This is a genomic window from Flavobacterium mesophilum, from assembly GCF_039581405.1.
In the GTDB taxonomy this organism is placed as follows: Bacteria; Bacteroidota; Bacteroidia; order Flavobacteriales; family Flavobacteriaceae; genus Flavobacterium.
Genome location: NZ_JBCPXZ010000001.1, coordinates 325,297 through 338,575, shown reverse-complemented (window position 1 = coordinate 338,575; position 13,279 = coordinate 325,297). Strand labels below are relative to the sequence as shown.

Here is a 13,279-nt window from a genome sequence, read left to right as displayed (position 1 = left end):
TTATAGTCCAAAACGGTACTGCAAACTAGCTAAAACTTGAGTACGAGTACCTAAGAAACCACATTCTGCGCGAAACATAAAATGTTTGTTGTATTGATATTGCGAACCGATGATAAAGTTCCACATGTCTTTTGGTCTTTTTTGAAGCGAATACTGTACAGATGAATCTGCACCTCTCGCTAGAGCATTATCAAGAGTTCCTAAAATATTACCAGCACTTTCTAAAGCACGATTTGCTGTATTATGTTTTGCAATATTAGACGGTTGTTTTTGCTCAGCTGGAGTCAAACCGTCCCACCAATTGTCAACTTTTGTTTGGTTTTCTTGTACTTTTGCTAAACCGGCGTCAACCTTAGCTTGCGCATCATCTAAATTGATGAAATCAGAAAGTGGAAGATCTCCATTTGTGTCGCCCGCAATATGAACTCTAAATCCACCAACCCAAACGGCAATATTTTCATCTTGTTTGTTAAATTTAAACGTCTTTCCTAATCTTGGGCCAAATACATAAGAAAATGCAGGTTTGTCTAGCGAGCTAATGTCTGTCCATGCCATGTTCATATCTAGCGCAAGCCAGCCTCCTCCAATACCAATTGTAGGCGTCATACCTAGACCAAATGTGGTAGCATCAAAATTTGCTTGCGTATGGAATGAAGTAATTTGCGACCAGTTGTTGTCTGCATCAGGAATCCAAATTTCGGCATTTATTTTAGTTGCTGTATTTGCTTTTCCAAAAATTCCGTAAATATTTAAAAAGGGAAGAAGCCAAATGTCTGGTCTGATGGTTAAAGCAGTAGCTTCTACTGATGATTTATCAAATCTTACAATTTCATCTAGATTGTATTTTGGGCCGTTGTTAAATCCCACTTCAAGGTTATTGATTACAATTTCAGATTCTTGCCAAAACCAGTTTACAGATAAACCTGCTGAGTAAGGGAGTTTATATCCTTTTTGTGCTACTTTTTCACCCCAAATAGGAAGTGCATATGGATATTCTTCTGTTTTAAGACTGTCTTTAAGCTTTTCGTTACTTTTTCCGACAACTTTATCGGTATAAACTTGCCCGAAAATCTGCATGCTAAATAATAGTAAAAAGGCTGATATTAGTGTATTACATTTCATTGATTAGAGTGTTTTAAAATTAATTAAACTGCGAAAAATAAATATGTACTAATGTGTATGGAAATCTTTTTATCTTATCTGCTTATAGTGTAGGTTTTTGTAATTAAGAATTGGGCTTAAATAGATGTTAATTTATGTTAAAGTTAACGAAATTTTCTTACCACAAACAATATTTTTCCAGAAAGTGTTAATTAAGCTAAAAATAATTTTATCGTTAGTCATTCAGCGTTGATTTTTTTACATTTGTCACTATCAGTAATTTATCTTGTTTGAAAAATAAATAGTACTTTTATAGTATGAAATGGATTGCAGTATTTTTGTCAATATACTTGATGGCACTTTCAAATTTGCCTTGCGCAGATATGGAAGTGAATAGTGCTTTGCATAAGACTGCTCAGTTTTCATCTGAAGCAAATCATTCTCATGATAAGGATAACGATTTGTGCTCTCCATTTTGTGCGTGCAATTGTTGTGGCGCGCAGGTTTTAAGTTACTTATCTGCTACCGTTTTTGAATTCCCTAAAACGTACCATCAAATTTCAATTCCGTTACCAAGTTATAATTCTGTTTTTATTTCCGATTTCTACGGAAGTATTTGGCAACCCCCTCAAATAGCATAATGATTATGCCTGTTCGATAAAAGATCGAAAACAGGCGAGAGAGTTGTGGACTTTCCACACATTTACAGACAATTTAATTGTCTAATTTCTCACGTCATTATAGATTCAAATGTTAGATAAAATCATTCAGTTTAGTATACGAAACAAATTCGTCATACTATTATTTACCCTTGTGCTTATTGCCTGGGGAAGCTATTCGCTTAAAAAATTACCGTTGGACGCATTGCCGGATGTAACCAACAATCAAGTTCAGATTATTACCACTGCACCAACATTAGCAAGTCAGGAAGTCGAACAATTAATTACGTATCCACTAGAGAGAGCCGTTAAAACAGTTCCAAATGTGATAGAACTTCGTAGTATTTCCCGTTTCGGGTTATCAGTTGTAACCGTTGTTTTCGAAGATGATGTTGATATTTATTGGGCACGTGAACAGATATTCCAACGCTTAAAAGAAGCCGAAGAAAACATTCCAGATTACGTAAACACGCCAGAATTAGCTCCGATTTCAACCGGCTTGGGAGAAATTTACCAGTATGATGTTTATGCTAAAAAAGGCTACGAAAATAAATATACGGCAGTTGAATTGCGAACCATTCAAGATTGGATTATTATTCCCCAATTACAAGGCGTTCGCGGTGTTGCCGAGGTAAGCGCTTGGGGAGGAAAATTAAAGCAATATGAAATCGCAGTAAACCCCAATATGCTCAATAGTTTGGGTGTAACCATTACCGAAATTTTTGACGCTTTAGCAAAAAACAATCAAAATACAGGAGGAGCTTACATTGAAAAAGATCAATATACCTATTTCATTCGTGGAGTCGGAATGGCAAAAGGCGTAAAAGATCTTGAAAATGTTGTGGTGAAAAACCGAAACGGTTCGCCAGTCTTGGTTCGGAATGTAGCGCAAGTTCGCGAAGGCGTTGCATTGCGTTACGGAGCATCAACAAAAGATGGTAAAGGAGAAATCGTTTCTGGAATGGTTTTAATGCTGAAAGGAGAAAACTCTAGCGCAGTTGTAAATCGCGTACATGAAAAAATGGCTCAGATTAATAAAAGTCTTCCAGAAGGTGTTGTTGCCGAAGCTTTTATCGATAGAGGAAAATTGGTTGACAATTCTATTAAAACCGTCGCTAAGAATTTACTAGAAGGCGCTCTAATCGTGATTTTTGTTTTGATTTTATTCTTAGGAAATCTTCGTGCAGGATTAATAGTAGCTTCGGTTATTCCCTTAGCAATGTTGTTTGCTGTTATTCTGATGAATGCCTTTGGCGTAAGCGGCAATTTAATGAGTCTTGGCGCCATAGATTTCGGAATTATAGTCGACGGCGCCGTCATAATTGTCGAGGCTACGATGCATCATCTGCAGAAATTCAAGAATAAAAAAGAATTAACGCAGCAAGAAATGGATGAAGAAGTCTATAACTCGGCTTCAAAAATCAGAAATAGCGCTGCTTTTGGTGAAATTATCATCTTAATCGTATATCTGCCAATTCTAGCTTTAATCGGAACCGAAGGAAAAATGTTTAAGCCAATGGCCATGACGGTTGGTTTTGCGATTATCGGTGCCTTTATTCTTTCGTTGACGTATATTCCAATGATGAGTGCTTTGTTTCTTTCGAAGAAAACTGAACACAAAGAAAATTTCAGCGATCGAATGATTACTTGGCTGGAAAGTCATTATACGCCTTTATTGAAAAAAGCTTTAGAATTTAAAAGAGTCGTGCTTTCTATTGCAGTTGGATTATTCGCTTTAGCATTTTTTATTTTCCAAAATATGGGAGGCGAATTTATCCCAACAATTGAAGAAGGCGATTTGGCAATAAATGCGACAATCATGACGGGAAGTTCGCTTACGCAGATGGTTGAAACCACAACGAAATATGAACAAATTTTGAAAGCTAAATTTCCAGAAATTAAAACGATCGTAACCAAAATAGGGAGCGGTGAAATCCCAACTGATCCGATGCCTATTGAAAGTGGCGATTTGATTATTGTTCTAAAAGATAAAAAAGAATGGAAAGGGAAGTATCATAATTGGGAAGAAATTGCCAATGCGATGAAAAAGGAAATGGAAATTATTCCGGGCGCGAATATTGAAATCTCTCAGCCCATCCAAATGCGTTTTAACGAATTAATGACAGGAAGCCGATCGGATATTGCCATTAAGATATTTGGCGATGATTTGGAAATTCTAGACGCCAAAGCAACAGAATTAATTTCGAAAATAAAAGGAATCGAAGGAATCGGAGATTTAAAAGCCGATAAAGTAACAGGTTTGCCACAAATCACAATAAAATACGATTATGATAAAATTGCCCTTTACGGATTGAATATTTCAGATATCAACCAAATCATTCGTTCTTCTTTTGCGGGTGAAGTTGCCGGAAAGATTTACGACGAAAGCAAAAGATTTGATGTTGTGGTAAGAATGGACGAAAATAATCGTGGCGATATAACCGATGTGAGCAATTTGTTTATTCCACTTCCAAATGGTCAGCAAGTACCGCTTTCTCAAGTTGCTTCAGTCGAATACGAACAAGGTCCTGTGCAGGTCATCCGCGAAGACGGAAAACGAAGAATTACTGTTGGTTTAAATGTTCGCGGAAGAGATATTAAAAGTGTTGTCGAAGAAATTCAGGCAAAACTGGATAAAAGTTTTAAACTTCCTGCGGGCTATTACGTAACGTACGGCGGACAATTCGAAAACTTGATTGAAGCTTCACAAAGACTTTCTGTTGCGTTGCCAATTGCTTTGGGACTGATTTTAGTTTTACTGTATTTCACTTTCAAAAGTGTCAAACAAGCATTGTTGATTTTTACAGCAATTCCGTTATCAGCTATCGGAGGCGTTTTTGCGCTTTCGCTGAGAGGAATGCCGTTTAGTATTTCGGCAGGAATTGGTTTTATCGCCTTATTCGGAATTGCAGTTTTAAACGGAATTGTACTGATTTCGTATTTCAACCAATTAAAATCAGAAGGTATTTCAGATGCATTCCAGAGAATTATTATCGGAACTAAAACTCGTTTGCGACCAGTTTTGATGACCGCAGCTGTAGCTTCATTAGGATTTATGCCAATGGCGTTATCAACAAGTGGAGGAGCGGAAGTTCAGAAACCACTAGCAACCGTAGTAATCGGTGGGTTAATCTCAGCGACTTTATTGACCTTAATCGTTTTGCCGATTTTGTATTTACTATTGGAGCGTGGGTTTAACCGCAAGGGGAAATTAGTAAATGAGAAAATATGATAATTAGATAATTTATTACTGCGTGTAAAAAATAATTTCTCTCGCTCCCGATAGCTATCGGGACAGCAGATATGGCAGATTAATTTTAAAGAAAAAATCTGCTTAATCTGCTTAATCTGCGAGAGGCAAAAAGATTTTTCACGCAGATTTAAAAAGATTAAAGCAGATTTAATATGATTTTATAAATAATAATCTGCGTTCATCAGCTTAAATCAGCGTGAAACATAAAATATAAAAATGACAAATTCAATGTATAAAAATCAATCGAAAAAGCTTTGCTCCCGATGGCTATCGGGATTGCGTTTAAGTGCATTTCTATTAGTAAGCACTGCAACATTTGCCCAACAATCCATCAGCCTAGAAAAAGCAATAGAATTGGCCAAATCAAACAACATCGACTTAAAAATTGCCGATAAAGAGATCGAAAAACAAACCGTTCTTAAAAAAGCCGCTTTTCAGCCAGATCCGCTGCAGGTGCAATATCAAGGCGGTCAGTTCAATAGTGCCGATTATGATCATAATGTTTCGGTACAACAGTTTTTTCCGTTAGGAAATATTACAAAAGCCAACCGACAATTGCAGGAAGAATTAGCAAAATTGGCTGAAAAACGAAAAGCATTGTCTTCCTATGAAATTGAAAAGGCTGTAACATTGGCGTATTATCAATATTTGTATGGCGTTTCGATTCAGAAACTCAATTCAGAATTGAATGAGATTTATACGAAGTTTCTAAAGAATGCCGAATTGCGTTTCAAAACTGGAGAAAGCGGTAACATTGAAGTCATTAGTGCCAAAGCTAAAGTAAAAGAAATTGAAACGCAGAAAGCGCAGTTAGAATATGATTTGGCGATTTATCAGAAACAATTGCAATTTTTCATTCAGACGGATGAAAATATTGTTCCTGATTCAAACACCGCTTTACAATACACTTTGATAGAAAATCAGCAAAATACAAAAGCTGAAACATTAATGACCGATTTTTACAATCAGCAAATCTCGGTTTATCAAAAAGAAGTGGGGACTTTTAAAGCGTTACGCACACCGAAAGTTGGTTTAGGCTATTTTGCTCAAACCATAAACACCGAATCTTTGTTTCAAGGTTTTACAGCAGGATTGCAGATTCCGTTGTTTGGAGGTGTAAATACTACTAAAGCCAAAGCGGCCGAAATCAGTATTTCGCAGTCGCAATTAGCTTTAGATAAAAACAAAATGATCTTGAATTTGCAAAGAGAAGAATTGAAAAATAACTTCGAAAAACAGCAAAAGAATTTAGCATATTTCCAAAATGAAGGATCACAATATGCGAATCAAATCATTGAAACTGCTCAGAAAAGTTATGCTAATGGCGATATGAGTTATTGGTCGTATATCAGCTTTTTAAATCAGGCAATTGATATTAAAAAACAATTTGCAGAGGCAACGCATAGCTACAATCAAAGTGCAATCGAACTTCAATTTCCAACCATCAAAAACAATTAAAAATGAAAAATATATCGATTAATTTAACCGCAAAGGACGCAAGGGAATTTACGCAAAGAACGCAAAGTTTAATTTTCTTGCGTGCCTTGCGCTTTGTCTTTGCGTGCCTTGCGGTTATTGCTGTAACAAGCTGTAATGAAAAGAAAACCGAAGAACCGCAGGAAGAAGAAAAAGAAACTACAGAAGTTGCTTTAACGGCTTCTCAGTACAAAACCGTCGGAATTGAAACGGGAATCGTAGAAGATCGAAATCTGAATAAAATCATCAAAGCAAATGGTTATACAACCGTTCCTCCGCAAAATTCTGCTGAGGTTTCGACTTTAATTGGCGGAACTGTAAAAGACATTTTTGTTTTGGAAGGAACATTCGTAAACAAAGGAAAAGTTTTGGCAACGATTCAAAATCTGGAAGTGATCGGAATGCAAGAAGATTACCAATCCGCTGTTGCGAACGTGGAATATTTGCAATTGGAATACAATCGTCAAAAAACATTGAGTGATGAAAATGTGAATCCGAGAAAGACTTTTCAGGAAGTAAAAGCCAAATTAGCTACTGAAAGAGCTCGCGCACAGGCGGCAAAAAATAAGTTGGATGCTTTACATGTAAACACAAAAGGAACAACATCGGTTGTGCCAATTGTTTCGCCAATAAATGGTTTTGTGGGGAAAATCAATATTGCGAAAGGCGCTTTTGCCAATACAGGAGTTTCGCTTTTTGAAGTGGTTGACAACAGTCAGATGCATTTGGATTTGAATGTCTATGAGAAAGATTTAGGTTCTATTTCGATTGGTCAGGTTATTGATTTTGTATTAACAAATCAATCCAATAAATCGATTAAAGGAAAGATTTTCGGAATCAATAAATCTTTTTCTAACGAAAGTAAAACCGTTGCCGTTCACGCTAAAATCGATCCTGCCGATGCAAAAGGTCTGATTCCTGGAATGTATGTTTCGGCAAATATCAATATTGTGAATGCCACAGTTCCGGCATTGCCAAAAGATGCGGTTGTCAAAAATGCGGATAAATTTTATGTTTTCATTCAAGAAGAAAATCATGTTGAAGAAAAACACGAACACAAAGAAGGTGAAAAAGAAGAAACTCACGAAGAAGAAATTCATTTTAAAGCAATTGAAGTAATTCCAGGAACAACTGATTTAGGTTTTACCGAAGTTAAGTTTGTAAATGATGTTCCGGCTAATGCTAAAATTGTCACGAAAGGCGCGTTTTATCTGCTTTCAGCAATGAAGGGCGGAGGAGAGCATACACACTAGTTTTTTTTAAGGTACTGAGGTTCTAAGATACTAAGGTGCTGCGTTTTTTTATTGAAGTCAAATATGCTCGCAATCCCGATAGCTATCGGGAGCGAAGCGCGAAGTTTTTGAATTGCCTCCAGCTTCAGCTCGAGGTATTTAATAGAAGAATTTAAATGGCTTTAGCCAAACTTGCGATTTTAGGCTAAAGCCATTTACACTAGATTCAAATAACCTCCAGCTTCAGCTGGAGACAATTGAAAGAGAAATTTTAGCAGATTTAATTTAAGATTATCTGCATAAAGCTTAAATCTTTTTTATCCCGATAACTATCGGGAGCGTGAAACAAAAAAAACTTACCGTCTTTGCGTCTTTGTGGTAAAAAAACGATGCAAATTGCTTAAATTTAGGACATTATTTTAAACAAAGTTTCATCGAACTTGAAACATGAAACTTGTAACCTGAAACTCAAAAATGATACATCAAGATAAAGAAGTAAAAAGTACAAAAAATAAAACCAAACCTTCCTGTTGTTGCTCTCATGATGAACCCGTGCATTCTGATAATGACGGACACGATCACGAAGGACATGACCACGAACACAATGCTGAAGGAAGCCTTTTTAAACTGTTCCTGCCATCCATTATATCTTTTATTTTACTGATAATCGGAATTGGTTTTGATAATTATTTTCCGCAAGACTGGTTCACAGGATATGTTAGAATTGTTTGGTATGTCATTGCTTATCTTCCAGTTGGACTTCCAGTTCTTAGAGAAGCTTATGAAAGCATTATGAAAGGAGATATTTTCTCTGAGTTTTTCCTTATGTGTATTGCGACAATTGGAGCGTTTGCGATAGGCGAATATCCAGAAGGTGTTGCAGTAATGCTGTTTTATACGATTGGAGAAACCTTTCAAGGAATGGCAGTTAACCGAGCAAAATCGAGTATTAAAAGTCTGCTCGATCAACGCCCTGATGAGGTACATGTTTTAGAAAACAATGTTGCTGTGAAAGTTAAGGCCAAAGACGTTCAGATTGGAGCTATTATTCAGCTAAAAGCAGGGGAAAAATTAGGTTTGGATGGAGAATTATTATCTGATTCGGCTTCGTTTAATACCGCAGCTTTAACAGGAGAAAGTAAACCCGACACCAAAAAGAAAGGTGAAACTGTTTTGGCCGGAATGATAAACGGAAATACAATTGCTGAAGTAAAAGTCACGACCGCTTACAACGATAGTAAATTATCTAAAATTCTGGAGTTAGTTCAAAATGCCACAACTAAAAAAGCGCCGGCAGAATTGTTCATTAGAAAGTTTGCTAAAATTTATACGCCAATTGTAGTGTATTTGGCCATTGCAATTTGTTTGCTTCCAATGTTTTTTGTGAATAATTATGTGTTCAGTGACTGGCTGTATCGAGCTTTGGTTTTCTTAGTTATTTCTTGTCCATGCGCGTTGGTAATCAGTATTCCTTTGGGATATTTCGGAGGAATTGGTGCGGCAAGTAAAAACGGAATTTTGTTTAAAGGAAGTAATTTTCTTGATAGCATTTCGACGATTCAGAATGTTGTGGTTGACAAAACGGGAACGATGACCGAAGGCGTTTTTAAAGTCCAGGAGGTTATCATAAAACCTGAATTTGATAAAACTGAAATTTCAAAATTGATCAATGTTTTAGAAAACAAAAGTTCACATCCTGTTGCAACAGCAATCCACAATTATGTCGGACCAATTGATTCTTCTGTGGAATTGAAAGATATTGAGGAAGTTTCAGGCTACGGATTAAAAGCAATTTATAATGGAAAAGAACTTCATGTAGGGAATTTTAAATTGTTAGATAAATTCAATATTTCATACGATATTGATCCATCTTCAATAGTTTATACGACAATTGCGATTGCTTTTGATGGAAAATTTGCAGGTTATTTGACTATTGCCGACGAAATTAAAGAAGATGCCAAAGAAACGGTTTCGAAACTAAAATCTTTAGGCGTAAAATTAACGATGCTAAGCGGTGATAAATCGAATGTTGTTCAATTTGTTGCTGATAAACTCGGAATTACAAGGTCTTTTGGCGATTTGCTTCCAGAAGATAAAGTCAATAAAGTCAACGAAATAAAAGCTAAAAACGAAACGGTTGCTTTTGTTGGCGATGGTGTAAACGACGCTCCTGTAATTGCTTTGAGTACAGTTGGAATTGCAATGGGAGGTTTAGGAAGCGATGCCACAATCGAAACTGCTGATATTGTAATTCAAGATGATAAACCAAGTAAAATTGCAATGGCAATTAACATTGGTAAACAAACTAAAAAAATTGTTTGGCAGAATATTACATTGGCATTTGTCGTAAAAGCTTTTGTGTTAATTCTAGGCGCCGGCGGACTTGCAACGATGTGGGAAGCTGTTTTTGCTGATGTTGGTGTGGCATTATTAGCAATTTTAAATGCCGTTAGAATTCAGAAAATGAAGTTTTAAAATATTATTTTAGGGATTGGAAGAAGATTTATTCTTCTTCCCATTCTTGATCTGCGAATAAAAGCAACTTATTTGCTCGAATATAATCGTATTGCTCTTTGGTAAGAAAAACAACTTGTGCATCTTGTCCGCCGGTATATAATTCGTAAAACTGCCCTTTTAGCTTATGTTCGGTTGCAATAGATTTTATAAAATCAAAAAAATCAGTGTCAATCCAATCATTATCTATTTTAAAAACTTTAGTATAATATTTATTGTCCATCTTGAATTTTAATGTCGTTTTTTTGCCTTTTTCAATATCAAATGAATTTGAAATTTGAGTTGGATTAAATTCATTGTTAGAGATTGTAGCAAATTCTTTAATTAATTCTGCATATGGATCTTCAAGGTTTCCTAACTCTGTATCAAACCAATAAATCAGGTTTGGGAAAGCAGAAAGTATTTGGTTGTAATTGCTGTTTTCTTGTTGGGAAACCTTTTCTTTCCCAAGATTAATTTGTTCTGGTGTTAAATTTGAAAACAAGCCAATTTTTGTATACGCTTCGATAGCTTTTTCAATTTCCGAAGTTGTAGGTTTGTTTTTGAAATCTTCCGAACTTGGTACCAAATAAGATTCCGGATTTTGAAATTCTTTTTCCTGTTCTTTAGTTAAAGCCATTATTCCAAAAGTCTTTTCCTCAGTTGTATCTTCGTTATAAGCTGTAATTTGATGAAGTCTGTACGGCGAATGTTGGTCAGTAAGGATTTTATTGAAAATTTTATAATATTCCTGAGAATCTATAAAACCTGAAGAATATTTATTTTTAGAAGGAGTGTACATACGGTAAAAGCTTTTTTGCTTGTATTTTCTCCCATTTGATTGTATTGAAACAATAAAATCGTAGAATTTATCATCTTCATCAGACATGATACTGTCAAGTGCAATTTGAAATTCAAAATTGGTAAAAGGAAGTTCTGGTAATATTGCCGCTGTTTTTTGATGAACAAGTTCCAAATACTTTTCAGGTTCGCTGGAATAATTTTTTGGATCAATGATAACAGCTTTAGAACAATACGAAAGCATTTCAATTGGGTTTTTAATTTTTTGATTGTCTATAGCAGTAATAAGATTTTGGTCTTGCATTTCGATAATTCCATTTTGTTTTAATTTATGGGCAAATTCCTTTAGTTTATCGGGAACCATATAATCTGCTTTGAAAGCTTTAAAGGTAATATCGTTAATAAATTGGAGTTTATAAGTATACGAATTGTTGTTTATTTCCTGCTGAAAATACTGTACTTGCTCTTTAGTAAGTAAATCACATTTTTTAAGTTTAAAAAGATAATCGGTAAGTTCTTGATTTTCCTTTTTTTGTTGTTCTTCATTCAGTTTTTTGGAGTCAAAAATATCATGCGAGCCTATCTCAGAAAAAAAATTACCGGTTATGCTTTTATATTCGCATTGAAATAATCCATACAAATATGAAGTGGTATTTTTTGTTTTTAATCGTGCTTGACTTTTTTCAAAATCTTTTATTTGTTTTTGTTCAATAAGATTATTGTCGATCAGTTTTTGCAAAATTGGATCTTTTGATTGTGCGTTTACAATGTGAGTTATTAAAACTGTAAAGAACAGAATTTGCTTAAGATTTATCATTTAATTTCTCAGTCGTATAAAATTTAAATTTCTTTTTTGTCAAATACTGGAATTTTCGATTGAAAATTAGTAAAAATAAATAGATTGTTTACATTAAGAAAACTTCTTTGGTAAACTTAATCCCAAAGATCTTTCCATCTAGCTTCAGAATAAAAAGAGACAAAATCTTTATTAGCTAAAAGCGTTTTTAAGTTTAAATCTCCTCTCAGTTTATTTAAACTTAAAAAATCAATTGAAATACTTCTGTACTGTTCCTCATGATTTTGATTGTAAATTTTAGCAAAAAGTTCGGCAGCTTCAAAGTTTTGGGCACTGGTCATTCCGCCTAAAATCATCGAAGCGTTGTTGTAATTATCGTATACTTTTTGAAAATCTTTTAATTCGTAAAATTTCTTTGCTTCATTAATAAGTTTTAAAGTATCATCTGTATCCTTTTTGTCTTTTTTTGAAGATTCTTCGGCTGTTGGAAGTGTATATTGAAAACCATAATTCAGAGCGTAAATTTTTAATGGAAGAAGCCCAAAAACAGCTCGTCTTTTATCGGTTTCATTTTCTTTTAAAATTGCTCTAAAGCTTGAAGCTTCGCCGTTGTGCGTCCAGTTAACTTGTGTTCCATAAAGTTGTTTATAATTGAGATTGCATTGCACACGGTCATACAAAAAAGCATAGTTTTCCATGTCCAATTCTTTTGTTCCTTTCAATTTATCCATTTCATGCAAAGCTGCTTTCTGAAACAAAATATCTTGATCGGCATGTTGCACAATAAGCCAGAAATTGTGTGCGCCATCTTTGCCAATTTGCGATATTTTAGGCCAACCGTATTTTTTTAGAATTTCTTTTGCGGCAGAAAGATTCTTAAAATCTAAGTCGTTAATTTTCTGCCGTAATTCATTTAATTGAGCAGGATCAGAAGTCTGAATTTTTGAATATCTTATTTTTTGATCTTCAATTCCCATTGCGTTAATTTGTTTTCGAAGTTCAGGAAGCTGCAATGTTTTTTCATATTCCTGCTCTCTCAAACGTGCTTTTTGTATTGTCAATTTCCAATCTTCTGGATATCTATTTCGGACAAAATCAAAATATGGATCGATCAATAATTGGTCAGCCTCGGTCCAGCCTTTATCCAATGACAAGTTTAAGTACCGAAATATTTTTGTTTTATTTTCGTCAAGCGAATACATTCCAGCGGCTTTGTATGCATTGAGAGCATCAGGCTGTTGAATTGAAAATGCTTTTTCGAGTTTTGGAATAGCATTTTTATAGTCTTTTTGAAGATGTAGCAGAGAAGCCTCCGCGATTAGGGTTTCATAATCGAGATTAATTTGTGCCTGAGTAGCAGAAAAATTGACGAATATTAGTGCAAGAAAGAAATAATGTTTCATGTCCTTTACAATTATATTGAAAGCATTTTTTGCAATGATGAAAGTACAAATTTATATTTTTATCT

General features: G+C 34.9%; 8 protein-coding genes. 5 read left to right on the top strand and 3 right to left on the bottom strand.

The features are described 5' to 3' along the window. Window positions 1–1,122, bottom strand: coding sequence for a hypothetical protein (locus AAYQ19_RS01305; RefSeq protein WP_343533042.1), 1,122 nt, complete (start codon window positions 1,120–1,122; stop codon window positions 1–3). Window positions 1,123–1,418: 296 nt separating this feature from the next. Between AAYQ19_RS01305 and AAYQ19_RS01300 the strand changes: the two genes are divergently transcribed. The 5 genes from AAYQ19_RS01300 to AAYQ19_RS01280 all read left to right on the top strand — a co-directional run bounded on the left by AAYQ19_RS01300 (window position 1,419) and on the right by AAYQ19_RS01280 (window position 10,196). Continuing rightward, window positions 1,419–1,742 carry a DUF6660 family protein gene (locus tag AAYQ19_RS01300; protein WP_343533040.1) on the top strand — a complete coding sequence of 108 codons (324 nt, stop codon included), beginning with the start codon at window positions 1,419–1,421 and terminating at the stop codon, window positions 1,740–1,742. Window positions 1,743–1,851: 109 nt separating this feature from the next. After that, window positions 1,852–4,992, top strand: a complete 3,141-nt coding sequence (locus tag AAYQ19_RS01295) for an efflux RND transporter permease subunit (RefSeq protein WP_343533038.1) — start codon at window positions 1,852–1,854, stop codon at window positions 4,990–4,992. A 237-nt stretch (window positions 4,993–5,229) separates the two neighbouring features. Further along, window positions 5,230–6,471: a TolC family protein gene (locus AAYQ19_RS01290; RefSeq protein ID WP_343533036.1), complete on the top strand. Its 1,242-nt coding sequence runs from the start codon at window positions 5,230–5,232 to the stop codon at window positions 6,469–6,471. A 2-nt stretch (window positions 6,472–6,473) separates the two neighbouring features. Continuing rightward, the gene (locus tag AAYQ19_RS01285; protein WP_343533034.1) at window positions 6,474–7,742 is read left to right on the top strand and encodes an efflux RND transporter periplasmic adaptor subunit; all 1,269 of its coding nucleotides are present in this window, start codon (window positions 6,474–6,476) and stop codon (window positions 7,740–7,742) included. Window positions 7,743–8,195: 453 nt separating this feature from the next. After that, window positions 8,196–10,196, top strand: a complete 2,001-nt coding sequence (locus tag AAYQ19_RS01280) for a heavy metal translocating P-type ATPase (protein ID WP_343533033.1) — start codon at window positions 8,196–8,198, stop codon at window positions 10,194–10,196. A 28-nt stretch (window positions 10,197–10,224) separates the two neighbouring features. Here AAYQ19_RS01280 and AAYQ19_RS01275 read toward each other — a convergent pair whose 3' ends face one another. Next, window positions 10,225–11,832: a hypothetical protein gene (locus AAYQ19_RS01275; RefSeq protein WP_343533032.1), complete on the bottom strand. Its 1,608-nt coding sequence runs from the start codon at window positions 11,830–11,832 to the stop codon at window positions 10,225–10,227. 116 nt (window positions 11,833–11,948) lie between these two features. Next, window positions 11,949–13,214 carry a DUF6624 domain-containing protein gene (locus AAYQ19_RS01270; protein WP_343533030.1) on the bottom strand — a complete coding sequence of 422 codons (1,266 nt, stop codon included), beginning with the start codon at window positions 13,212–13,214 and terminating at the stop codon, window positions 11,949–11,951. Window positions 13,215–13,279: the final 65 nt, after the last annotated feature.